At 57.4% G+C, this 24,300-nt stretch carries 24 protein-coding genes; 5 read left to right on the top strand and 19 right to left on the bottom strand.

Features of this window, described 5'->3' with window-relative positions; genetic code table 11:
* Positions 1–34 precede the first annotated feature (34 nt).
* Positions 35–778 (bottom strand): 3'(2'),5'-bisphosphate nucleotidase CysQ, encoded by a 744-nt coding sequence (gene cysQ, locus FJW00_RS15655; protein WP_009087438.1) that lies wholly within the window; start codon positions 776–778, stop codon positions 35–37.
* 292 nt (positions 779–1,070) lie between these two features.
* On the opposite strand from cysQ, the gene FJW00_RS15650 reads away from it, so the two are divergent.
* The gene (locus FJW00_RS15650; RefSeq protein WP_140924870.1) at positions 1,071–3,014 is read left to right on the top strand and encodes a bifunctional 2',3'-cyclic-nucleotide 2'-phosphodiesterase/3'-nucleotidase; all 1,944 of its coding nucleotides are present in this window, start codon (positions 1,071–1,073) and stop codon (positions 3,012–3,014) included.
* A gap of 44 nt (positions 3,015–3,058) precedes the next feature.
* Here FJW00_RS15650 and bamJ read toward each other — a convergent pair whose 3' ends face one another.
* Positions 3,059–3,679: a BamJ family beta-barrel-assembly machinery protein gene (bamJ, locus tag FJW00_RS15645; protein WP_009087442.1), complete on the bottom strand. Its 621-nt coding sequence runs from the start codon at positions 3,677–3,679 to the stop codon at positions 3,059–3,061.
* 220 nt (positions 3,680–3,899) lie between these two features.
* On the opposite strand from bamJ, the gene FJW00_RS15640 reads away from it, so the two are divergent.
* Positions 3,900–4,571, top strand: a complete 672-nt coding sequence (locus tag FJW00_RS15640; protein ID WP_158526768.1) for a LysM-like peptidoglycan-binding domain-containing protein — start codon at positions 3,900–3,902, stop codon at positions 4,569–4,571.
* Between the two features lie 68 nt (positions 4,572–4,639).
* On the opposite strand, the gene rplI is transcribed toward FJW00_RS15640, so the two are convergent.
* Genes rplI through rpsF form a run of 4 tightly spaced genes read right to left on the bottom strand, consistent with a single transcriptional unit; the run spans position 4,640 to position 6,080 of the window.
* A complete protein-coding gene (rplI, locus tag FJW00_RS15635; protein ID WP_058956512.1) occupies positions 4,640–5,089 on the bottom strand; it encodes a 50S ribosomal protein L9 in 450 nt (149 codons plus the stop codon).
* A 39-nt stretch (positions 5,090–5,128) separates the two neighbouring features.
* The gene (gene rpsR / locus FJW00_RS15630; RefSeq protein ID WP_002210155.1) at positions 5,129–5,356 is read right to left on the bottom strand and encodes a 30S ribosomal protein S18; all 228 of its coding nucleotides are present in this window, start codon (positions 5,354–5,356) and stop codon (positions 5,129–5,131) included.
* Between the two features lie 4 nt (positions 5,357–5,360).
* Positions 5,361–5,678, bottom strand: coding sequence for a primosomal replication protein N (priB, locus tag FJW00_RS15625; protein WP_140924868.1), 318 nt, complete (start codon positions 5,676–5,678; stop codon positions 5,361–5,363).
* Positions 5,679–5,684: 6 nt separating this feature from the next.
* A complete protein-coding gene (rpsF, locus tag FJW00_RS15620) occupies positions 5,685–6,080 on the bottom strand; it encodes a 30S ribosomal protein S6 (protein ID WP_009087450.1) in 396 nt (131 codons plus the stop codon).
* A 404-nt stretch (positions 6,081–6,484) separates the two neighbouring features.
* Between rpsF and FJW00_RS15615 the strand changes: the two genes are divergently transcribed.
* Positions 6,485–6,691, top strand: coding sequence for a hypothetical protein (locus tag FJW00_RS15615; protein ID WP_009087452.1), 207 nt, complete (start codon positions 6,485–6,487; stop codon positions 6,689–6,691).
* A gap of 49 nt (positions 6,692–6,740) precedes the next feature.
* Here FJW00_RS15615 and yjfP read toward each other — a convergent pair whose 3' ends face one another.
* On the bottom strand, positions 6,741–7,490 hold the full coding sequence (yjfP, locus tag FJW00_RS15610) for an esterase (RefSeq protein WP_140924866.1): 750 nt from the start codon (positions 7,488–7,490) through the stop codon (positions 6,741–6,743).
* A 158-nt stretch (positions 7,491–7,648) separates the two neighbouring features.
* Here yjfP and FJW00_RS15605 point away from each other — a divergent pair, with 158 nt between their 5' ends.
* Together FJW00_RS15605 and bsmA are read left to right on the top strand one after the other, a co-directional pair.
* Positions 7,649–9,580 carry a methyl-accepting chemotaxis protein gene (locus FJW00_RS15605; protein WP_140924863.1) on the top strand — a complete coding sequence of 644 codons (1,932 nt, stop codon included), beginning with the start codon at positions 7,649–7,651 and terminating at the stop codon, positions 9,578–9,580.
* A gap of 56 nt (positions 9,581–9,636) precedes the next feature.
* Complete coding sequence (gene bsmA / locus FJW00_RS15600; RefSeq protein ID WP_009087458.1) at positions 9,637–9,963, top strand: biofilm peroxide resistance protein BsmA; 327 nt, start codon at positions 9,637–9,639, stop codon at positions 9,961–9,963.
* Here bsmA and FJW00_RS15595 read toward each other — a convergent pair.
* From FJW00_RS15595 to mutL, 12 genes are all read right to left on the bottom strand, one after another.
* Positions 9,937–11,565, bottom strand: a complete 1,629-nt coding sequence (locus tag FJW00_RS15595) for an isovaleryl-CoA dehydrogenase (protein WP_140924861.1) — start codon at positions 11,563–11,565, stop codon at positions 9,937–9,939. The two genes, bsmA and FJW00_RS15595, sit on opposite strands and share 27 nt — an antisense overlap.
* A 95-nt stretch (positions 11,566–11,660) precedes the next feature.
* Complete coding sequence (rlmB, locus tag FJW00_RS15590; protein WP_009087460.1) at positions 11,661–12,395, bottom strand: 23S rRNA (guanosine(2251)-2'-O)-methyltransferase RlmB; 735 nt, start codon at positions 12,393–12,395, stop codon at positions 11,661–11,663.
* 71 nt (positions 12,396–12,466) lie between these two features.
* On the bottom strand, positions 12,467–14,959 hold the full coding sequence (gene rnr, locus FJW00_RS15585; protein WP_046102608.1) for a ribonuclease R: 2,493 nt from the start codon (positions 14,957–14,959) through the stop codon (positions 12,467–12,469).
* A 16-nt stretch (positions 14,960–14,975) separates the two neighbouring features.
* Entirely contained in the window at positions 14,976–15,419 is a 444-nt protein-coding gene (gene nsrR, locus FJW00_RS15580) for a nitric oxide-sensing transcriptional repressor NsrR (RefSeq protein ID WP_046102609.1), read from the bottom strand.
* Between the two features lie 218 nt (positions 15,420–15,637).
* Positions 15,638–16,936, bottom strand: a complete 1,299-nt coding sequence (locus FJW00_RS15575) for an adenylosuccinate synthase (protein WP_009087463.1) — start codon at positions 16,934–16,936, stop codon at positions 15,638–15,640.
* Between the two features lie 166 nt (positions 16,937–17,102).
* Positions 17,103–17,303, bottom strand: a complete 201-nt coding sequence (locus tag FJW00_RS15570) for a DUF2065 domain-containing protein (RefSeq protein WP_009087464.1) — start codon at positions 17,301–17,303, stop codon at positions 17,103–17,105.
* A gap of 56 nt (positions 17,304–17,359) precedes the next feature.
* Positions 17,360–18,364, bottom strand: a complete 1,005-nt coding sequence (hflC, locus tag FJW00_RS15565; protein WP_009087465.1) for a protease modulator HflC — start codon at positions 18,362–18,364, stop codon at positions 17,360–17,362.
* 3 nt (positions 18,365–18,367) lie between these two features.
* Positions 18,368–19,606, bottom strand: coding sequence for an FtsH protease activity modulator HflK (hflK, locus tag FJW00_RS15560; RefSeq protein ID WP_009087466.1), 1,239 nt, complete (start codon positions 19,604–19,606; stop codon positions 18,368–18,370).
* A gap of 92 nt (positions 19,607–19,698) precedes the next feature.
* The gene (hflX, locus tag FJW00_RS15555) at positions 19,699–20,979 is read right to left on the bottom strand and encodes a ribosome rescue GTPase HflX (protein WP_009087467.1); all 1,281 of its coding nucleotides are present in this window, start codon (positions 20,977–20,979) and stop codon (positions 19,699–19,701) included.
* A 73-nt stretch (positions 20,980–21,052) separates the two neighbouring features.
* Entirely contained in the window at positions 21,053–21,364 is a 312-nt protein-coding gene (hfq, locus tag FJW00_RS15550; RefSeq protein WP_009087468.1) for an RNA chaperone Hfq, read from the bottom strand.
* A gap of 104 nt (positions 21,365–21,468) precedes the next feature.
* Entirely contained in the window at positions 21,469–22,419 is a 951-nt protein-coding gene (gene miaA, locus FJW00_RS15545; RefSeq protein ID WP_046102612.1) for a tRNA (adenosine(37)-N6)-dimethylallyltransferase MiaA, read from the bottom strand.
* Positions 22,412–24,268, bottom strand: a complete 1,857-nt coding sequence (gene mutL / locus FJW00_RS15540; protein ID WP_140924859.1) for a DNA mismatch repair endonuclease MutL — start codon at positions 24,266–24,268, stop codon at positions 22,412–22,414. The genes miaA and mutL overlap by 8 nt, the downstream gene beginning before the upstream one ends.
* Positions 24,269–24,300 lie beyond the last annotated feature (32 nt).

Genomic DNA, 24,300 nt, shown 5'->3' with positions numbered 1-24,300 from the left:
GCCGGGGCGTCAGAAGACAGACGCTCAGCCCGCGTTAAAACAGCGACACGCGGAAGCCGGGGTTCAGGAAAGATTCGCGCGGCGCGTAATCCAGGGTTTTACCCTGCCAGTCATGTACATGCGCGCCTGCGGCCATCGCCACCGCATGACCTGCACCGGTGTCCCAGATATTGGTGGGTCCGAAACGGGGATAGAGCTGAGCTTTCCCTTCCGCTACCAGGCAGAATTTCAGCGAGGAGCCGGTTGCAACGGTCTGATGCTCGCCCAGCTGCTTCAGGTACTCTTTCATCTCCTCATCGTCGCCATGGGAACGGCTTACCACCACCAGCGGAGGTCGTGCGTCACGCACATGAATCTGTTCACGATGACCACCCTCCTCTTTCCACGCCTTTCCCTCCGCCGCAGAGTACATCACACCCAGCGCGGGGGCATAAACCACGCCCATAATCGGCTTGCCCGCCTCAATCAGCGCAATGTTGACCGTAAATTCGCCGTTGCGTTTGATGAACTCTTTGGTGCCATCCAGGGGATCGACCAGCCAGTAGCGCTGCCAGTGCTGACGCTCTGTCCAGGCGGGCGGATCTTCTTCTGACAGCACCGGCAGATCGGGGGTTAACTGCTTCAGGCCAGAGAGGATGACCTCGTGCGCAGCGATATCCGCGGCGGTCACCGGCGAATCATCCGATTTGTGAGAAACGTCAAGCGGCGCGGCACCGTTATAGACCTGCATAATCGCGTCGCCTGCTTCGCGTGCCAGTTGGCAGATTTGCTCTAACATTTTTCACCTCGTTGTGTCTTTCTGCTGCAGGATCAGCTTTCCGTCAGACAGTGACATTTTAGCAGTTTCGCCTGACCTGCCCATTTACAGGCTGACCAGCGCGCCAATTTATAGATATATCAATATCATAGTTACCCGTTTATCGCCACGCCTGCGCCACTTTGCGCGCCCGCCGGAATCCGGTGCCGCCTCCGATGCGCCAAAACGTTATATCCATCACGATTTAAAATGACCCACCGGCAGGCTTTTACATTATTTTGAGATCCCCAATTATTTTGCAGCAGGAGCAGGCATGTTTAAGCCCGGCATAGTCTTACTGGCACTTGGCGTTTCCGCCGCCGCACAGGCCGCAACGGTCGATCTACGCATACTGGAAACCACCGATCTTCATAGCAACATGATGGATTTCGACTACTACAAAGACACCCCAACCGAAAAGTTTGGCCTGGTGCGCACCGCCACGCTGATCCACGCCGCGCGTCAGGAGGTGAAAAACAGCCTGCTGGTCGACAACGGCGATATCATTCAGGGCAGTCCGCTGGGCGACTACATGGCGGCAAAGGGGTTGCGTGAGGGGGAGATCCACCCGGTCTACAAGGCGCTCAACACCCTGGATTACAGCGTCGGCAACCTCGGCAATCATGAATTTAATTATGGCCTGCCCTACCTGAAGAAAGCGCTGGCCGGTGCCCGCTTTCCCTACGTCAATGCCAACGTCATCGACGTGAAGAGTGGCAAGCCGCTGTTTACGCCTTACCTCATCAAATCCACCACGCTGGTTGATCGTGAAGGCAAAACCCGGACCCTGAAGATTGGCTATATCGGCTTTGTGCCGCCGCAGATCATGGTGTGGGATAAAGCCAATCTGCAGGGCAAGGTGCGGGTCGATGACATCACGGAAACGGCGCGCCGCTATGTGCCGGAGATGCGTGCGCAGGGCGCGGATCTGGTCATCGCGATTCCGCACTCCGGCCTGAGCAGCGAGCCGTATCACACCCTGGCGGAGAACTCGGTTTACTATCTCAGTCAGGTTGAAGGCATCAACGCCATCCTGTTTGGCCATGCCCACGCCGTCTTCCCCGGTAAAGATTTTGCCGCGATTAAAGGCGCAGACATTAAGAACGGCACTCTGAACGGTGTGCCTGCGGTGATGCCCGGCATGTGGGGCGATCACCTGGGTGTGGTCGACCTGGTGCTGAATAATGACAACGGCAGGTGGCAGGTCACGAGCGGCAAAGCTGAGGCGCGCCCGATCTATGACATCGCAGCGAAAAAGTCTCTCGCCGCAGAAGATCCCGCGCTGGTGAAGGTCCTGGCTGAGGATCACCGCGCCACGCGCGACTTTGTGGCGAAACCCATCGGCAAGTCCGCCGACGTGATGTACAGCTACCTGTCGCTGGTGCAGGATGATCCCACCGTGCAGATCGTCAACAACGCTCAGCGCGCCTATGTCGAGCACTTCATTCAGGGCGATCCCGATCTGGGCCGTCTGCCGGTACTCTCAGCGGCGGCGCCTTTCAAGGCGGGCGGGCGTAAAAACGATCCGGCCAGTTATGTCGAAGTGGAGAAAGGGCCGCTGACCTTCCGCAACGCCGCCGATCTTTATCTCTACCCCAACACGCTGGTGGTCATGAAGGTCAGCGGGGCGCAGGTTAAAGAGTGGCTGGAGTGCTCTGCAGGCCAGTTTAACCAGATCGATCCGCACAGTACGAAAACACAGTCGCTGATTAACTGGGATTTCCGCACCTATAACTTCGATGTGATCGATGGGGTCACCTATCAGATCGATGTCACCCAGCCAGCGCGCTACGACAGCGAGTGCCAGCTGATCCATCCTGATGCCTCCCGTATCCGTCAGCTGAGCTGGCAGGGTAAGCCGATCGACCCGCAGGCGACCTTCCTGGTGGCAACGAACAACTATCGTGCTTATGGCGGCAAATTTGCCGGCACCGGCGATAAGTATGTCGCCTTTGCCTCGCCGGATGAGAACCGTTCGGTGGTGGCAGCCTATATCAGTGCAGAGACTAAGGCGCACGGGGAAGTCCAGCCAAAAGCGGACAATAACTGGCGGCTGGCCCCGATTAACGCATCCACGCCGCTGGATATCCGGTTTGAGACGGCACCGGGGGAGAAAGCGACCGGGTTTATTAAGCAGCATGCGCAATATCCGCTTCAGCCCAAAGGGACCGATGCGACTGGCTTCGCGTTGTGGCAGGTGAATTTACAGCAGAAGTAAGGCAGGAGAAAACGCTGCAACCGGGCGGTTGCAGCGTCCGGCAATTACAGAATTTCCAGCAGTTCCACTTCGAAAATCAGGGTGCTGAACGGTGGGATGGAGGCACCCGCACCGCGCTCGCCATACGCGAGGTTCTGTGGGATCACCAGTTCCCATTTTGAGCCAACCGGCATCAGGGTCAGGGCTTCGATCCAGCCTGGGATCACACCGCTCACCGGGAACTCTGCCGGTTCGCCACGCGCCACCGAGCTGTCGAACACGCTGCCGTCGATCAGTTTGCCGGTGTAGTGCACGCGTACGCGATCCTGACGCGATGGGATAGGACCTTCGCCCTGAGTAATCACGCTGAACTGCAGACCGGATTCGGTGCTGTTCACGCCTTCACGCTGCGCATGTTCCTGCAGGAACGCCTGACCTTCTGCTGCCATGGCTTCGGTGCGCTCACGACGCACGCCTTCAGCGCGTTCATGAACTTCACGCAGTGCGCGATGAACGACATCAACCGGTACGGCAGGCGAGTTCCCTTCCAGCGCGTCGCGCAGGCCCGCGAGCAGTGCTTCTGGCTGCAGCCCCTGCAGACCAGATTCCAGCAACTGCTGGCCAACCTGTAAACCAATACCGTAACTTGCTTGTGCTTCGACGCTGTCGAAAGAAGGGGTAGTCATCTTCGTTCCTTTCACTCTCGGATAAATTCGAACCGGCAGCATAGCAGCGCAGGCCGCTGGCGTAAAATGCCCTGCATCGCAGATGACTTTTCCCGGCGAAAGAGAAACAATAGAGCCGTCAGATTTATCAATGCTGGCAGGCACTTCGCGCCAGTATTGCCCATACTATAACTATCGACGGAATACCCCCCGTCTGTGGCACACGAAGAAGAGAGCAACTATGGGCCAGATCGCCCCACGACGCCGCCGGACGCGCGCAACACATATGATATCCCGGCTGCAGAACTGGCTGGCCGCACGCAGGCCAGCGCAGCCTGCCGGAGAGGAGGAACCCCGCATGGCTTCTGAGACGTCATCCCGCCTGCCGACATGGCTTCAGCGAATCTGGCATTTTACCGACGACATCCGTTGGATGGCACCGCTGCCCGCACCGCACCGTCGCGGCATTGTGGCGGCGCTGCTGGTTATGCTGGTGGCGTTTCTCTGGCCTGCCACGACGCCGCGTTATCCGGTCGAGCAGCCGGTTACGCCTTCCGCAGAGAAAGAGGTGCCGATGCAGGCCGATATCTACGATAACACCCGCTCCGGGCAGGCCTCCTCATCACAGCAGACGCCAAAAGCAGACTCTCAGGGCGCGTGGCGCAGTCTGACCATCGCGTCCGGCCAGACGCTGGCGCAGCTGTTTCGTGACAACAGCCTGCCGGTCAATGATGTGTTTGCGATGGCGCGGGTGGAAGGCAACGATCAGCCCCTCAGCTCACTGAAAAGTGGTCAGCAGGTCAAAATCCGACAGGATGCACAGGGTGTGGTAACGGGACTGACGGTGGAGGGCGCAGAGGGCCCGGTGCTGTTTACCCGTCAGACAGACGGCAGCTTTATCCGCGCGCAGTAGCTGAGCAAGGCATAAAAACAAAAACGCCGGCACAGGGCCGGCGATTTTGTTGTGCTCAGTTAATAAAATTAACCAGCAACAACCTTCACGGTCAGTTTAGCGAATACATCGCTGTGGACCTGGAAGTCTACTTCATGCTCACCGGTAGTACGCAGAACGCCGTTCGGCAGACGAACTTCGCTCTTCGCTACGTCAACGCCAGCTGCAGTAACTGCATCAGCGATGTCGCGGGTACCGATTGAACCGAACAGCTTACCTTCATCGCCTGCTTTAGACGTGATGGTCACGGTGCCCAGTGCATTGATTTTCTCAGCGCGTGCAGTCGCTGCAGACTGAACGTCAGCCAGTTTGGCTTCCAGTTCAGCACGGCGTGCTTCGAAATACTCAACGTTTTTCTTGGTAGCAGGAACAGCTTTGCCCTGTGGAACCAGGAAGTTACGAGCGTAGCCCGCTTTAACGTTAACCTGATCACCCAGGCTGCCCAGGTTTGCTACTTTATCAAGCAGAATAACTTGCATTACCTTATCCTCTTAAAGTCGTTAATGGACAGTTGCCGATTACTGATGACGATCAGTGTACGGCAGCAGAGACAGATAACGCGCGCGCTTGATGCAGCGAGCCAACTGACGCTGGTATTTTGCACGAGTACCGGTGATACGGCTCGGGACAATTTTACCGCTTTCGGTAATGTAGTTTTTCAACGTTGCGATGTCTTTGTAATCGATCTCAACAACGCCTTCCGCGGTGAAACGGCAGAACTTGCGACGACGGAAATAACGTGCCATTAGGCTAGTCTCCAGAATCTATCAATTCAATCTGCTCGGCATGGAACACCACTTTGCTCTGGCCATTGCGTGCCTGATGGCAACTAATGAAACCGTCCAGTGTGAGTTGCGTGCCGACCGTTATATGTTGAGTAATCACCTGATGGGTGCTGCCGCTGATAATCACCGGCATACGACACCAGGCTTGCCGGTAAAACCCGGCCTCCTCCTGCACTGAGCGGTGCTCTAGCACAAACTGACAGTGAGGAATTCCTGACGGGCTAATTTTTCGAACCGGCGTCCTGCACACAGTGCCGGACAAGCGCAGTCGATTAACCGTCACGATGGATTACTCTTCAGAATCCCCAGCATCTGACTCATCAGCGGATTCGTTAGCAAAATCTTCGCGACGATCACGACGCTCATCTTTCGCTTTAACCATCGGTGATGCTTCAGTTACCGCGTGTTTAACGCGCATAACCATGCTACGGATAACGGCGTCGTTGAAGCGGAAGTTCGTTTCCAGCTCATCGATCGCTTCCTGCGGCGCTTCAACGTTCATCAGAACGTAGTGAGCTTTGTGCAGTTTGTTGATCGGGTAAGCCAGCTGACGGCGGCCCCAGTCTTCCAGACGGTGAATCGTGCCCTGTGCACCAGTGATAGCACCAGTGTAACGCTCGATCATGCCAGGAACCTGTTCGCTCTGGTCAGGATGAACCATAAATACGATTTCGTAATGACGCATCGAAATTGCTCCTTACGGATTATTCAGCCTCCTGTCGGGGTCAGCCGCGGCCCATGGAAGCAAGGAACGTTATAGGCTGTGTCCCACAACCGTTCGCCGTAACGAGCCTTTGTGGGACACAGCCTGAGAATGCGGCTGAAAAATTGACGCGTAATCATACTGGCGACCGTGGCTAAACTCAAGCGCACATTTCAATAAAATGCGGCTGGGGACGCAGAGTCGGTGGGTCAGGAAGGGAACAGTGTAAAAACAGCGGGTTAATGCGGGATCGTTCAAAAACGCTGACAGAGAGGTTCAGCGGGACGATCTGGCGTTCGCAGGGGCAGTGGCTAAAATTAAAGCAGACGTCACGACAGGGTCGCTGGCGTCACACAGAGTGTCTTCCCTGAAGTGAGGAGTCGGGCATGAAAACGTTCGTCATCGCCACTTTCCTGGGTCTCTTCCTGTCTCCACCCGCCCTTGCCAGCCATGCTGACTGTGCGCAGCAGATAAGAAGTCACAGCAGTGAAGCGGCATCCGGTTATGTCTACGTTAACCGGCTGGACAGGCCGGAACGAAACCCGGTCAGCGCGCCTGTCAGTCCAGCTGAGAAATCGGCTGCGCGCTGGTAAGTACCGGTCGCGTCACGGGCGGCGGCATCCTGCTCCGCCCGTTCATCGTTTACAGCTGATGACGAAAGAAGCTGACCAGCGCCGTCAGGGCGGAGGGGGTGATCTTATGCCCAATCCCCTTTTCCGACAGCGACGTCAGATGCTGATCCAGGCCATTGTCACGCAGGGCCCTCTCCAGCCGCTCGGTTTCCGCCCAGGGCACCACCTCATCCGCCTCACCATGCCACAGCAGCAGCGGCCGGTCTGCCAGTGCCGTGAGCCGGTTGCAGGGGTCATACTCCGCCAGAGGCGCCATACGGGCAGCAAATTTCGCCTGCCGGTCGGGCGAATCGGGGAGCCGCGGCGGAAACAGTGAGTGACTGAGCTGCATAAAATAGCCCGATCCCATCATGCAGGCGACGCTGTGAATCTGTGGGTAGCGCGCCATGGCCCCCAGGGCGGTCATGCCGCCCATCGAGGCCCCCGCCACCGCAAAACGCGAACCGGCGATCAGATTTTCATCTCGCAGCGCCGTTTCCAGCTGCGGCAGCTCATCAATGTTCTGCTTCAGGATCTCCCAGAAGCGGTCCAGGCGTGTCCCGGCATCACCGTCATAGCGCGCGCCGTGTCGCGCCGCATCGGGCATCACCGCGCGAAAACCTGCCTGCGCCAGCGCCACCGCAAAGTAGGCGTAGACCTCTTTCGACGAGGTAAAGCCGTGATAAAACAGCACCGTGGGCAGCGGAGCCTGGCCCTGTCCGGCAGGCGTGGCGTGCAGGCATTCAATACCGGCCAGCGTTTCTGTCGTGAGTTCGATCATCGTCTCTCCTGATAGGGTGAAAGCGTGCCGCTTCAGTGTACGTGCTGTGGATGATTTAACGAAACGTGCCGCTGCGCTTAGCGGCCGGATTTCGCCCTAAACTTTTCCCCCTCCCTGCCGTTGATGGTGTACCCCCATAACTTGTTCAAAGGTAATTTATGAAGCGTCTCTCTCTCAGCGGCCTGAGTCTTGGAGTTAAGCTGTCTGTACTGACGTCTCTCAGCGTTGCGCTGCTGTTGCTGGTACTCACCCTGACTCAAAGCCACAACGCCTCACGCCAGCTGGAAAATCTCGCCATCGATGACATGCACAATCAGGTGCAGGGCATTAATGAAATGGCCTCCATGTTCAACGCCACCCTCACCGAAGAGGTGAGCCACTATACCAATCTGTTTATCAGCTTTTTACCCAGGCGTTTCAGCCTTGATGACAGCGCCAGAATTCAGGTGGGCGCATTTTCAACGCCCGTGCTGCGCGCCGGATTAAAAACGCTGAACCTCGATCAGGTCGCCGTCGACGATTTCACTGACCGCACCGCGGCGGTGGCGACGATTTTTGTGCGCGATGGCGATGATTTTATCCGCATCTCCACCTCGCTGAAAAAGGAGGATGGCAGTCGGGCTATCGGTACTCAGCTTGATCGCACCGGCGCCGCCTGGAAAAGCGTTCACGAAGGCAGGGCATATCAGGGCCTGGCCACGCTGTTCGGCCACCGCTATATCACGCAGTACCAGCCGGTAAAGGATGAGAGTGGCAGGGTCGTTGCCATCCTCTTCGTCGGCGTTGGCATTGACAAGCAGTATGCGCTGATGCGCGAAAAAATCCTGGCTCGCCGGCTGGGTGACAGCGGTCATTTCTTTGTGCTCAACGGCACGCCCGGTAAGACGCAGGGCAACTATCTGTTTGACCAGCACAACGAAGGAAAACAACCCGGCTGGGATAGCGCCATCCTGCAGCCGCTATTGACGCAGCCACAGGGCATGCAGCAGGTGGAAATTGACGGTGAGCAGAAAATCCTGGCCTGGCAGCAGCTGCCGGGCTGGAACTGGGTGATCACCGGCGAAGTTAACCGTGCCAGCCTGCTGGCTCCGATTACCCACAGCCGTAACCTGTTCCTGATGACCGGACTGATTCTGGTGGTGATCTTTGCGCTGGGGTTTGTCTGGTACAGCCGCCGGGCCATTACCCATCCGCTGCAGCAGGTGATCCATCTGGCGGAGCAGTATGCCGCCGGTAATCTGCAGGTCAACCTGAAGACCACCCGCTCTGATGAGGTAGGCCAGCTGATCGTGGCAATTAACGGTATTGGAAACGGTCTGGAAAAAATCGTCAGCCAGGTGCGCGTTGCCGCACAGGAGATCAGTGACGGTACGGATACCATCGCCGTCAGCAGCCATAACATCAGCGAGCAGATTGGACGTCAGGCCAGCAGCGTCGAGCAGACCTCCGCCAGCATGGAGCAGTTTGGCGCAACGGTGGAACACACCGCCGACAGCCTGCGTCAGGCGATGTCCCTGGTGGCGGAAGCCAGCGGAATCGTCAGCCACGGCAGCCAGACGGTGGAGCGCTCGGTGAACACCATGTCAGCGATTAAAGTGTCGTCACAAAGCATTGCGGACATTACCCATGTGATTGAGTCGATTGCCTTCCAGACCAACATCCTGGCGCTGAATGCCGCCGTTGAAGCAGCGCGAGCCGGTGAGCAGGGCCGCGGTTTTGCCGTGGTCGCGGCAGAAGTGCGGGCACTGGCACAGCGGTCGGCGCAGGCGGCCAAAGAGATCGATGGGCTGATTGCCACCTCCATCGGCAACGTGGCACAGGGACATCAGCTCTCTGAACAGACGCGTGATGCGATGAGTGACATTGTGACGCACATCGAGCAGGTGCAGGCGCTGATGGGCGAGATCAACGTAGCGGCGCAGCAGCAGGCGGCGGGCATTGGTCAGGTTAATCTGGCGATGAATCAGATCAGTCAGGCGACCCATCAGAACAGCGAGCTGGTGGCGCAGGCGGAAAACAGTGCGCAGACGCTGAGTGATAAAGGTCATCATCTCACCCAGCTGGTCAGCGTATTCAGCCTTAAAGCCTGACCGCCTTCAGGACGATGACATACACTTACTGTCTCGTCCTGAAAAAGGGTTTTGCTATGCGTTCCGCTTACTTACTGATCCTGAGCCTGCTTCTGGCAGGCTGTTCCGCCCTTCAGACAACGCCAGAAGCGCCGCCTGCCCCAACGCAGCAGGCACAGGAGATTTCACGGTCACAGAGTGGCGGCTTACCGAAGCTGGGTAATATCACCGTGAATGTGCATGGCTCGCCGGATGACGCCCAGCGGGCGGTGGCCGCCCGGGCCAATCAGGCCGGAGCGGTTTACTATCAGATCGTGGCGCTGAGTGAAACGGTGATGCCTGGCTTGTGGTACGCCAGTGCGATTCTTTATGGTGCGTCACCGGCCACAGGCGCGGGCCAGTAAACGATCGGTCACTGCGGCTTCCAGCGGGCGTGAACCGCGCGGGTCGAGCCACTGCTGGCACCAGGCATCGGCCAGCGGCGGCTCGGCATATTTCAGCAGCTGAGCGCCTGTCGCCAGCAGCAGCAGCGTGCGGGTGACCTCGCGCGCCTGCTCTTCAGGGATGTGGCTGAGTCTCAGCCGCAGCTGACGCCAGCGCGCATCAAAATGCCGGTTACTTCCTTTTACCGCCTCAAACTCCTGATTCAGCATCTCAGTCACCTCCGCCTGGCGTGTGAGCACGCGCAGGACGTCCAGACACATTACGTTGCCCGACCCCTCCCAGATACTGTTGACCGGCATGTCACGATAGAGACGCGGCAGCTCACTCGCTTCGCAGTAGCCAATCCCGCCCAGCACCTCCATCGACTCCGCTACAAACGGCGCGCCCGCTTTGCAGATCTGATACTTAGCGGCCGGGGTAAATAAGCGGGCAAAGGTGACCTCATGCGGTTTCGCCGGCTGGGACCAGGCGCGCGCCAGGCGCATCAGCAGCGCAGTCTGCCCCTCCAGCTGCAGCGCCTGCTGAGCCAGCACCTGCCGCATCAGCGGCAGATCCACGAGGTTTTTCCCCTGCACCTGACGCTGGTGAGCATGCCAGAGTGCCACCGAGAAGGCCCGCCGCATCTGCCCGTGACTGCCGAGTGCGCAGTCGAAGCGCGTCATTCCGGCCATCTTCAGGATCAGCCGCACCCCTTCACCCTCTTCTCCCAGCAGCCAGCCCGTCGCCTCGCGAAACTCCACTTCGCAACTGGCGTTCGAGCGATTGCCCAGCTTCTCTTTGAGCCGTTCAAGCTGAATGGCATTGCGGGTGCCGTCGGGCAGCAGTCGCGGCAGGAAGAAGCAGCTTAATCCGGCGGGCGTCTGTGCCAGCACCAGATGCGCATCACTCTGCGGCACGGAGAAGAACCATTTATGGCCGGTCAGCCGCCAGGCTTCGCCGGGGCCGCGCGCCTCAAGCGGTTCAGCAAAGGTGGTGCTGGTAAGCAGATCGCTGCCCCCCTGCTTCTCTGTCATTCCCATGCCGATCAGCAGGCCGCGTTTCTGGTCGCCGGGCTGCGCATGGGTATCGTAGCGGTCGCTGAGCAGCGGATCGAGCCAGCCCTCAAATGCGGCGGGCAGCCAGGTCTGCAGCAGCGGAATGGCAGCGTGTGTCATGGTCATCGGGCAGAGCGTGCCCGCTTCAACCTGTGCATGCAGGATAAAGCGCGCGGCACGCGCCACGCTCGCCTGTTCCCGAACCGCAGGCTGCCAGCTGAGGTTGTGCAGGCGGCTGGCGCAGACGCCCTGCATCAGCAGGTGCCAGGCGGGGTGAAAACGGACCTCATCCAGCCGCACGCCACGGGCGTCATAGCGCTGCAGCTCAGGGGGTTCAGTATTGGCAAGCCGGCCAAGCTCCAGCGACTCGGCCCCGCCGAGCTGTGAGCCAACGGAGGTCAGCCATTCCCGATCCCACCCGGCCCCCTCACGGGAAAGGGCTTCGCTGAGCGGCGTATCAGAAAGAAACAGATTACTGTTGCTGAGAGGATGGGGCTGATTAAAAACGGTGTGTGTTGTCCAGGTCATAACCACTCCTCGCGGATGTCACTCCGTAAGTATGCGAAGGACGCGGGGTTATGCCTGGTACAGAAACTAATTTGTGGCGAGGATCACATCGGGGATCAGGCGTTGCGCTGGCGCACCGCTTCAAACAGGCAGACGCCGGTGGCCACCGAGACGTTGAGCGACGAAACGCTGCCCGCCATCGGAATGCTGATCAGCTCATCGCAATGTTCACGGGTCAGGCGACGCATGCCCTCACCCTCTGCGCCCATCACCAGCGCCATCGGGCCGGTCATTTTGCTCTGGAAGACGGTATGGTCAGCTTCACCTGCGGTGCCGACAACCCAGATGTTGTACTCCTGCAGCAGACGCAGCGTACGGGCCAGGTTGGTGACGCGGATCAACGGCACATTTTCAGCCGCGCCGCTGGCCACTTTTTTGGCGGTGGCGTTCAGAGGGGCAGAACGATCTTTCGGCACGATAATCGCGTGCACACCGGCCGCATCCGCGCTGCGCAGACAGGCGCCCAGATTGTGCGGGTCGGTGACGCCATCCAGCACCAGCAGGAACGGTTTGTCCAGGCTCTGCAGCAGATCCGGCAGATCGCCCTCCTGATACTGACGCCCGGGTTTTACCCGTGCCACGATGCCCTGATGCACCCCGCCTTCGACCTGACTGTCGAGCCATTTACGCTCCGCCAGCTGAATGACGATCCCCTGAGCTTCCAGCGCGGCGACCACGGGTTGCAGGCGACGATCGTCGCGGCCTTTGAGGATAAAGACTTCCTGAAAACGTTGTGGAGCACGTTCCAGCAGCGCCTGCACGGCATGGATACCAAAAATAATTTCGCTCATCAATCTGCTCAGTGGTTGGAAATGAAAAGAATGACCGCCCTTTCTCCGGAGAGAAAAGGCGGTGACGCGCCTCAGTCAGACTCAGTCTTTCTTCTGGCGCGCTTCGCCTTTGTGGCGGCGGCGATTTTACGGGTTTTTTCCGAGACGTTTTTACTTTTTTTCTCGCTATTTGCCCCGGCAGATTTGCCTTTGCCTCCCCGGAAGGCGGCGTCCGGCTCGAAGTTAGACTTACGGCTCGCATCGCGACGGCGCTTCGCTGGCGCTTTATCGTCGCGTTTTGCGCGGTCGCGCGCGGTTTTTCCTTCGCCACGCACCTGCCGCTGACTGGAGATCAGGGCAAAGTCGATTTTACGCTCGTCCATATGCACGGCTTCCACCCGCACTTCCACGGTGTCACCCAGGCGATAGGTGCGCCCGCCCGATTCACCAATCAGACGCTGACCCACCGGGTCAAAACGGTAGTAGTCATTGTCGAGTGAGGAGACATGCACCAGACCATCAATGAAGAGATCGTTTAAGCGCACAAAGAAGCCAAATCCGGTGACGCTGGAGATGACGCCGTTGAACACGTTACCGACCTGATCCTGCATGAAGTCACACTTGAGCCAGTCCGCCACGTCGCGCGTCGCTTCATCTGCGCGGCGCTCGGTCAGGGAGCAGTGCAGGCCCAGTTGCAGCATCTGCGGCATGTCATAGTGATAGCCACCGGTCGCGGTCGTCAGATCTTTGGCGACGCTGCGATCTTTCGGCATCAGGTACTTGATGGCGCGCTGAACCAGCCCTTTGCCTTCATCCTGCTCTTTTGCCAGCAGATATTTGATGGCGCGGTGCAGCGTCAGATCCGGGTAGCGACGGATCGGCGAGGTAAAGTGAGCATAGGAGGAGAGGGCCAGACCGAAGTGGCCGCGGTTCTCCGGATCGTACACCGCCTGCTTCATGGAACGCAGCAGCATGGTCTGCAGCATTTCCGCATCCGGACGATCGGCCACCTGCTTCAGCAGCGCCGCATAGTCAACAGGCTGCGGTTTGTTGCCGCCTGGCAGGCTCAGTCCCAGCTCATTGAGCACGGTACGGAAGCTCTTGATGCTCTCATCGGTCGGACGATCGTGATCGCGGAACAGCGCCGGTTCCTGATTTTTCTCCACAAAGCGTGCCGAGGCGATGTTCGCCAGGATCATACACTCTTCGATCAGCTTGTGGGCGTCATTACGGGAGACGCGTTCCACCCGCTCAATACGGCGCTCGGCGTTGAAAATAAACTTCGCCTCTTCCGTCTCGAACGAGATACCGCCGCGCTCTTCGCGTGCAGCATCCAGCGCCTGATAGAGGTTATGCAGCTCTTCAAGATCTTTAACCAGCGGCGCGTACTGCTGACGCAACTCTTTGTCGCCCTGCAGGATATTCCAGACCTTGTTATAGGTCAGACGCGCATGGGAGTTCATCACCGCTTCATAATGTTTGAAGCCGGTCAGTTTACCCTTGGTCGAAATGGTCATCTCGCACACCATACACAGGCGATCCACCTGCGGGTTAAGCGAACAGAGGCCATTCGACAGCACTTCCGGCAGCATCGGCACCACCTGTGACGGGAAGTAGACCGAGGTGCCGCGCTGATGCGCCTCATCATCCAGCGGCGTGCCCGGACGAACGTAGTAGCTCACATCGGCAATCGCGACCCACAGACGCCAGCCACCCCCGCGCTTTTTCTCACAGTAGACGGCATCATCGAAGTCACGGGCATCTTCACCATCAATGGTGACCAGCGGCAGTTTGCGCAGATCGACGCGGCCTTTTTTCGCCTCTTCCGGCACCTCTTCTTTCAGCTGGCTGATCTGGGCTTCTACCTGCGGCGGCCAGGTGTGCGGAATTTCATGGGTGCGCAGCGCCATGTCCACGGCCAGGCTGGTGCCCATATCTTCGCCGAGGATTTCAATCACTTTACCGATCGCTTTGCTGCGACGGTTCGGGCGCTGCACCAGCTCCACCACCACCACGGAACCCATACGGGCCTGCATCGTCTCTTCTGGCGGGATGAGAATATCGAAACTCAGGCGACTGTCATCCGGCACCACGAAGCCGGCACCGGCATCGGTAAAGTAGCGGCCAACGATCTGATTGTTGCGGGGTTCCTGCACCCGGACCACGCGCGCTTCGCGACGGCCTTTGCGATCGGCACCCAGCGGCTGCGCCAGGATCACGTCACCGTGCATGCAGAATTTCATCTGTTCAGCGGAAAGATAGAGGTCATCTTTCTGACCTTCCGCCCGCAGGAAGCCGTAGCCATCACGATGGCCGATAACTTTACCGCGCAGGAGATCGAGGCGTTCTGGCAGGGCATAACACTGACGGCGGGTGAAGACCAGCTGACCATCACGCTCCATGGCGCGAAGGCGGCGACGCAGCGCCTCAAGCTGCTCTTCATCGTGCAGATTCATCTCTTCAGCCAGCTCTTCACGGCTGGCCGGTTTTTCACGTTTTTCTAATAAAGCCAGGATAAATTCACGGCTTGGAATAGGGTTTTCGTATTTTTCAGCTTCTCTATCCTGAAAAGGATCTTTTGACATAACGGTTCCTCCGATGTCATTTAATATTTATATCCGCCGGCGATTTGGACAGTATGATTTCATAAAGTGGCGTATTGCCTTCGACCAAATCGGCCAGCGTATAGTTATCCAGCTCCTGCAAAAATCGCTGTACTGCATCATGCAGCGCCTGTTTAAGACGGCAGGCGGGCGAAATGGAGCAGGAGGGGCAATCGACTAATTGTAGCGGCTCCATCCTGCGGACCACTTCACCAATCACAATCTGACGCGGCGGCATACCCAGACGAATACCGCCATTTTTACCCCGTGTTGCAGCGACATAGCCCGCCCGGCTCAGCTGATTAATGATTTTGACCATATGGTTACGCGACAAACCGTACGTGTCGGTTACCGCAGTAATATTGGTCTGCTGGCCTTCGGGTAACGAGGCCAGATAAATCAGGGCCCGTAAGCCATAATCAGTAAAACTCGTGAGCTGCACAGTAACCTCAGTGAACCTTCAGGCGTGGCATGACATTGTTCGCCTTACAATGGGTGTCGGGATTAAATCGGATCGCCATTCGATTAACTACGATGATAAACCAGAGTGTGATTGGCCGTGCGTTTTTTTCAGTCAGCACCGGGTTTGACAAGCGAAGGGAAGATAAGTGGCATCAGAGAGTGGAAAAACAAGGGCCGGACAGCGTCCGGCCTCAATCATTATGCGTCGAACGGATCGCGCAGAATCATTGTTTCACTGCGATCGGGACCGGTTGAAATAATATCAATCGGCACACCCGTTACCTCTTCAACGCGCTTGATGTAATCACGCGCCGCCTGAGGTAAACCTTCCAGCGTCTTAACGCCAAACGTTGTCTCGCTCCAGCCTGGCAGCGTTTCGTAGATCGGCTCAATGCCTTCCCAGTTCTCTGCTGCCAGCGGCGTAGAGGTCACTTCGCGGCCATCCGGCATACGGTAAGCGACACAGATTTTCACCTCTTTCAGGCCATCCAGCACGTCCAGCTTGGTCATGCAGAAACCTGACAGGGAGTTGATCTGAACTGCACGGCGAACGGCTACCGCATCCAGCCAGCCGGTACGACGACGACGTCCGGTGGTCGCACCAAACTCGTTGCCCTGTGCACACAGGAACTCACCGGTTTCATCGAACAGCTCGGTCGGGAACGGGCCTGCACCTACGCGGGTGGAGTACGCTTTCACAATACCCAGCACGTAGTCGACATAACGCGGGCCGATACCTGAACCGGTCGCCACGCCACCTGCGGTGGTGTTGGACGAGGTCACGTAAGGATAGGTCCCGTGGTCGATATCCAGCAGGGTACCCTGCGCGCCTTCAAACATGATCAGATCGCCACGCTTACGCGCGCTATCCAGCAGTTCAGAGACGTCAACCACCATGCCGGTCAGGATGTCAGCGACTTCCATCACATCGCTCAGCACTTTGTCGAAATCGACGGCTGGCTCTTTGTAGTACTCCACCAGCTGGAAGTTGTAGAAATCGACCACTTCCTTCAGCTTGGCAGCAAAGGTTTCTTTGTTGAACAGGTCGCTGACGCGCAGTGCGCGACGCGCCACTTTATCTTCATAAGCCGGTCCGATGCCACGGCCGGTGGTCCCGATCGCTTTGGCACCGCGCGCACGTTCACGCGCCATGTCCATCGCAACATGATATTGCAGGATCAGCGGACAGGCTTCAGAAATCAGCAGACGTTCACGTACCGGAATCCCGCGCGCTTCCAGACCTTTCATCTCCTTCATTAAGGCTTCAGGAGAGAGCACAACACCGTTACCAATGATGCTGGTCACGTTATCGCGCAGAATGCCAGAAGGGATCAGGTGGAGGACGGTTTTTTCACCGTTGATGACAAGCGTGTGGCCCGCATTGTGGCCGCCTTGATAACGCACAACGTAATTCGCGCGTTCAGTCAGAAGGTCTACAATCTTACCTTTACCTTCGTCACCCCATTGGGTGCCCAGTACGACGACGTTCTTACCCATTTCTCAAAATCACCGATTGCTTAAAAAAGGATTCTACCATCTGATCCCGCTGTTTTCAGCACTTTTAGCATACGATTGCGCGCTTTTTTGCCTGAGTTTTGATCACTACAACATGTTGGGGATTCTGGCGCAAAAAGGCACAATTTAGCCGGTTTCAGCTACGGTTTCAGACGTTGCCGTGCAGACTCAGCATGCAGTAGATGACCATGCCTGCCACCACCAGTCCGCCGCCGAAACGGTGCAGCAGACGATCCGGTAAGCGGGTCATCGACAGGATCATGCGTCGCCAGAGGCGTGGCATAAACATCGGCCCCAACCCTTCGAGCACTAACACCAGCGCCAGTGCCATCCAGATGCTTGTTTTCATTCTGATACCCAAAAAAAAGGCCGACAACATTGTCGGCCTGTAGGTTATATCAGTTCTTAGCGTGTCGCGTTAGAGGGCGCCTTCATATATCGGAAGAAGTCGCTATCCGGGCTTAACACCATCACGTCCTGATTTTCGCTGAAGCTGTTTTCGTAAGCGCGCAGGCTACGAATAAAGGCGTAGAAGTCAGGATCTTTGCTGAACGCATCGGCAAACAACCGGGCCGTTTCCGCATCACCATCACCGCGGGTGATCAGCGCTTCACGCTGCGCTTCGGCCAGCGTACGCGTGACCTGATAGTCCGCCTGGGCGCGCAGTTTTTCCGCCTCTTCCTGACCCTGTGAACGCTGGCTGCGTGCAACCGCTTCACGCTCAGCGCGCATACGGTTGAAGATCGCATCAGACACTTCGGTCGGCAGGTTGATCTGCTTGATGCGCACATCAACGACCTGAATACCTAACGCGGCCATACTGTTCGGATTCGGAGCGGGCTCATTGCTGTTGGTTTCACGCTCAACACGGGCCGCTGCGCTGGCAATCGCGTCATCCGCCGCTGGCGTCGCCACTTCATCATCGCTGCCGACAGAACCGGTGTTCAGCGCGTCACGTACGTCCGTGGTCAGGCGACCGCGGGAATCCGTAACGATATCTTTCACATCCAGACGGCCCATTTCAGAACGCAGGCGGTCACTGAACTTACGTTTCAGCAGCACTTCCGCCTGAGAGACATCCCCGCCACCGGTGGCCAGGTAGTAGCGACTGAAGTCGCTGATACGCCACTTGATGTAGGAGTCCACGATCAGATCTTTCTTCTCTTTGGTGACGAAGCGATCGGCCTGATTGTCCATGGTCTGGATACGTGCATCCAGCGTCTTAACGGTTTCCAGGAATGGGATCTTGAAATGCAGACCCGGCTCAAACACCTGCGGCTTGTTTTCGCCGTCGCGCAGGACTTTACCGAAGCGCAGCACGATGCCGCGCTCGCCTTCCTGCACCACAAACAGCGACGCATAGAGCGCCACCAGCACGACGATAATTAAAAATATTATTGGCTTACGCATCGATTACTCTCTCCCTTCGCGCTGGCTGTCGCTGCGCTGAGCATTCGCCCGGCGCTGATCCATGATGTTGTCCGGACTGTATGACGACGTGTCATTGCGGCTGGCATTGCGATCGGAGAGCGCAGGCAGTGACGAGCTGGTTCCGCCCTTCTGACCGTGCTGGCCGGATGCAGCCTGACCGCCACGCATCAGCTGGTCCAGCGGCAGCATCATCAGATTATTACCGCGATCGTTAACCAGAACTTTGCGGGTATGGCTCAGTACGCGTTCCATGGTCTCAATATAGAGACGCTCCTTAGTGATCTCTGGCGCCGCTTTATACTCTGGTAGAATTTTGGCGAAACGCGCCACTTCACCCTGCGCTTCCAGAACGGTTCGCTCTTTGTAAGCGCGCGCCTCTTCCAGAATACGTTGCGCCTGGCCATTCGCACGAGGCTGAACTTCATTAGCGTAGGCTTCCGCTTCACGGACGTACTGCTCGCGGTTTTCACGCGCGGCGATAGCGTCATCAAACGCAGATTTCACCTCTTCTGGCGGACGGGCCGCCTGGAAGTTGACGTCCAGTACCGCGATGCCCATGTTGTACGGGCGAATCGTCTCGTCAATTTCACGCTGGGTATCGCTACGCACCACGGTACGGCCTTCGGTGAGAATGCGATCCATGGTGGAACGACCAATTACGCCACGCAGCGCGCTATCAGTCGCCTGACGCAGGCTGTCGTCGGCGCTGGTGACCGCATAAAGATAGCGTTCCGGATCGGTCACGCGGTACTGCACGTTCATCTCTACGCGCACCACGTTTTCGTCGGAGGTCAGCATGACGCCAGATGCCGCCAGTTCACGCACCGACTCGACGTTGACCGCACGAACCTGATCGATGAAGGTCGGCTTCCAGTTCAGACCCGGTTCGACCAGGTGACTGAACTTACCGAAACGCGTGACCACGCCCCGTTCCGCTTCTTTGATGGTGTAGAAACCGCTTGCAGCCCAGATGACGACCGCCGCTACCGCGACGATGCCAGCCAGTTTGCCACCGCTGCCGGAGCCGCGCTGACCGTTATCGCTCTGTTTGCCACCGCCCAGTCCGCCAAGCTTCTTGCTCAGTTTACGGAAGATATCATCCAGATCAGGAGGCCCGGATTCCCGTCCTCCCTTATTCCCCCCAGAGTTGCCGCCTTGATTATTGCTGCTTCCCCACGGGTCGCGGTCCTGTCCGTTATTTCCGGGCTGATTCCACGCCATGTTCTACTCCATTTATTGTAATTACGGTTTTTACCCTTCATTTTTCGGATGCGACAATCGTCTAATGTTAAGGTAAATGCGTTTTGGCAATATCAAACAATGTAACTGGTCAGCGACGGTTCCTGCTTACATAAACGCATCCATTCAATAATGGGCATACGTATCTGCAATCCTACACTGCCGTCTTCTTCATTCCACTCTTTCTCAATCGCCTGCAACTGATAGAAGCGACTGCGAAGTCGCCCCGCTTCCGGTGGCAGACGTAATGCATGCTGAGCAATCTCTCCGGACAGCCGCTCAGAGAGCGCCTGCCAGAGCAACGGAAGGCCTGCACCGGTCTGGGCAGAGAGCCAGACACGAATCGGCAGATTCTCTTCGTTGCGATCGATACGCGGCTCAAATCCGTCGAGCATATCGATTTTATTCATCACCAGTAACGTCGGGATCTCATCCGCCTCAATCTCTTCGAGGACGGCATCGACGGCGGCCATATTATCGGTGACGCGAACATCGGCGCCATCAACCACGTGCAGCAGCAGCGTCGCCTGGCGTGTCTCCTGCAGCGTGGCTTTAAACGCGGCAACCAGGTCGTGAGGAAGATGGCGAATAAACCCGACCGTGTCCGCCAGCACGACTTCCCCGACATCAGCCACATTCAGACGGCGCAGCGTAGGGTCGAGCGTCGCAAACAGCTGGTCTGCGGCAAAGACGTTGGCCGAGGTCATGGCATTAAAGAGGGTCGATTTGCCGGCGTTGGTATACCCCACCAGCGAAACGGTCGGCACATCCGCTTTGGCACGTGACTGACGCCCCTGTTCGCGCTGCTTTTCAACCCGCTCAAGGCGAGACAGAATCTGGCTGATGCGTCCGCGTAACAGCCGGCGGTCTGTTTCTAACTGGGTTTCACCCGGACCCCGTAAACCAATTCCGCCCTTCTGGCGTTCAAGGTGGGTCCAGCCGCGCACCAGACGTGTGGCGAGATGGCGAAGCTGTGCCAGCTCGACCTGCAATTTACCTTCGTGGGTGCGTGCCCGTTGGGCAAAGATATCCAGAATTAAACCGGTGCGATCAATGACCCGGCATTCGCACAGGCGCTCGAGGTTTCTTTCCTGAGCGGGCGTAAGGGCATGATCGAATAAGACGACCGATGCTCCTGTTGTTTTTACCGCATCGGCAATTTCAACGGCTTTTCCTTCACCGACAAAATACTTGGGGTGTGGCGCTTTACGGCTGCCAGTTACCACTTGCAGCGCCTCAACGCCAGCAGAAGAGACCAGGGTTTCAAACTCCTGCAGATCTTCTACTTCTTTGTCTTGGGAGAACCAGATGTGTACCAGTACGGCCTGCTCACCGGCATCATAACGGTCAAACAAGCTATAACCTCGCTAAAATAAAAGACCAGGACGGAAAACCACTGTTCTCCGATCCTGGCTGTACGGCGACGCGTTATTCTGCGTTATCGCCGTCTTGTTGTGGCTGTGGCTGCGCAGATGTGTTGCTGCCACCATGATGGTAATTGTTGCTGCCGCCACCGGTATTATTGCTATGGTGAGAAACCGGGCGTGAAGGAACAACGGTAGAAATGGCGTGTTTATAAACCATCTGACTTACCGTGTTTTTCAACAAAATGACGAACTGATCAAATGACTCAATCTGACCCTGCAGCTTAATACCGTTAACCAGATAAATCGAAACCGGAACACGTTCACGACGCAGTGCGTTCAAAAACGGGTCTTGTAATGATTGCCCCTTAGCCATTCTATCTTTTCCTTATATGCTTGTTGTTTGTTGCTCGTAGAACCTATGGTTCTGAAAAAAACTGCGTAAAAATTTGCGCACGATAACTCATCAATTGTACACAATCACCCATGCTTCGCACTAAGAACCTGTAACACCGTATCACGCGCCAGCCGGGGCTCGTCACTGTCAAGCCAGTGAACGTTTTCCCAGCCACGTAACCAGGTCATCTGTCTCTTAGCGAGCTGCCGGGTTGCGCAAATTCCCCGATAAACCATCTCGCTGTAATCGATTTCGCCTGATAAATAAGACCACATCTGACGATAGCCAACACAACGAATGGAAGGCATGTCCGTATGCAAATCACCTCGTGCAAACAGGGCCCGAGCCTCCGCTTCAAATCCTGACGCCAACATCTGCTCAAAACGTAACGCGATGCGCTGGTGCAACAGTTCGCGGCTCGCGGGGGCGATGGCAAACTGATGCACGTCGTAGGGTAACGCTTCACCGGAGGTTTTTGTCAGTTCCGTTAAAGTTTTACCCGAAATAAAAAAAACTTCCAGTGCTCGCGAAAGTCTCTGCGGATCATTCGGATGAATACGACTACCAGCAACCGGGTCGATCTCACACAGCTGGCGGTGCAAAGCTTCCCAGCCTTTTTCACGCGCCGTTTGCTCTATCTGCTGACGAACGTCGGGATCGGCCGAGGGCAACGGCGACAATCCTTCAAGTAACGCCTTGAAGTAGAGCATGGTTCCACCAACAAGCAACGGAATTCGTCCAGCCTGAACGATATCCGCCATTTCTGCTAAAGCATCGCGCCGGAACTCCGCAGCCGAATAGGCTTCTGCGGGATCGCGGATGTCGAGCAGACGATGGGGGGCCACTGCTAACTCCTCAGCCGACGGTTTTGCCGTACCAATATCCATCTGACGATAGATTAAGGCAGAATCGACGCTGATTAGTTCCACCGGTAACTGCCTGCGCAGTTCAATGGCTAATGCGGTTTTACCCGATGCAGTGGGTCCCATCAAAAAAATCGCCTTTGGCCGGCCAGCCTGGTTCAGTTCACTCATGCTTCAACGCGTTAATCGCGCTCTCAATCTCTAAGGGCTGTAACAAGCCTGAAGGTGGCGATTTCAGTAGCTGTGGGCAAAGCCGTTCGAGCTCTGCCAGCAGGTTGATCGCCTGTGAGTGATTCCAGTCGGAGGACGCTGCATCCTGACGCCGTGCCAGCCACTGGGCCAGCTGCGTCGCAGAGTTCTCCTGCTGCCGGGCGAGATAGCCTAACAGTTCAGGAATCAAGATTTGTAAATTTTGTGTTCGTAACGGTAAAGGCACCGCACGCAGGGTCACGTGGTCACCGTCAGGCTGCAGATCGATACCCATCTGACTGAGCAGACTGCTGTTTTCTTTGGCGGCCTGACACTCCTCCCGCGCCATTTTCAGGCGCACCGGAATCAGAAGGGGCTGCGGTTTAAGCCCCTCTTCGCCCGGTTCGAGCTGCGCCTGCTTCAGCCAGCGCGCCGCGACCGGCAGCGCCATCAGGAACAGTTTCTGGTCCTGTTCCAGCAGCGCATAGTGGTTCTGCAGGACGGTCAGCACCCGGCCAAAACTCTGCGCATGGGCCGCCAGCGGCGTGGCTTTCTCCGGCTGACGCCGCGCAGCCGGTTCGCGGGCTTCAGGCGCCGCCGCACTGGCGGCAGGCGTTTTCAGCAGCTGCTGATAAACCGCGCCTTCACGCTGACGATAGACGTTCTCTTTGTTTTGCCATGCGGGGGCTGGCTCACGGGCGGGCGCGGCCGGTCGGTTCTCACTGGCGGAGGTCGCAGGCTGGGCAAAATGGTTGCCCCCGGCGGCCTGACGATTCTCCGGCTGCCAGCGTGGGGCCGGTTCTTCTGCTTTCAGCGCGGGCAGCGCTGGTGCGGCAACCGCCTGAAGCGCGCTGACCACGCCCTGATAAATAAAGTCATGCACCAGACGTGACTGATGAAACCGTACTTCGTGTTTGGCCGGATGGACGTTGACATCCACCTGATGCGGATCGATTTCCAGATAGAGCACATAAGCGGGTTGCTGCTCATCCTGCAGCTGGTCCTGAAAAGCCTGGCGGATAGCGTGGTTAATCAGCCTGTCACGCATCATACGGCCATTGACGTAGCAATATTGCAGCTCGCTGACCTGACGCGACCCGGCCGGATCGGCGACCCAGCCGCGCAGCGAAAGATCGTCATGTTGCCAGTCGATGCGCAGCGCATGCTGCATAAAGGTGGTGCCGCAGATGGCGGCCAGCCGCCGTTCGCGCTGACTCTCCTCGCTGACGGCCCGATACTGACGCATCATTTTGCCGTTGTGGCTGAGCGAAAAGGCGACATCAAACCGCGCCAGCGCAATACGACGAATCACCTCGTCAATGTGACCAAATTCGGTTTTCTCGGTGCGCATGAATCTGCGCCGCGCGGGGGTGTTATAAAACAGGTCCAGCACTTCCAGCGTGGTGCCGCAGGGGTGCGCAGCCGGCTTGACCGTCACCGCCATCTCACGCCCTTCGGCATAAGCCTGCCAGGCTTCGGTCTGATCGGCAGTACGCGAGGTTAAGGTCAGGCGGGAGACCGAACTGATACTGGCCAGCGCTTCGCCCCGGAACCCCAGACTCATGATCGCCTCCAGGTCATCCAGCGAGGCAATTTTACTGGTGGCGTGCCGGGCGAGCGCCATTGAGAGTTCGCTTTTCACGATGCCGCAGCCGTTGTCACGGATGCGGATAAGCTTTGCGCCCCCTTTTTCAATATCAACGTCAATGCGCGTTGCGCCAGCATCAAGGCTGTTTTCCACCAGCTCTTTTACAACCGATGCAGGACGCTCAACCACTTCCCCCGCCGCAATCTGGTTTGCCAGCTGAGGCGGTAAAATTTGTATCGGCATGGTGGATATCCTTTTGGCTGACAGCCCGGCGC

This window comes from Pantoea anthophila (genome assembly GCF_006494375.1).
Classification (GTDB): Bacteria; Pseudomonadota; Gammaproteobacteria; order Enterobacterales; family Enterobacteriaceae; genus Pantoea; species Pantoea anthophila.
This window is presented reverse-complemented; position numbering and strand designations above follow the sequence as displayed.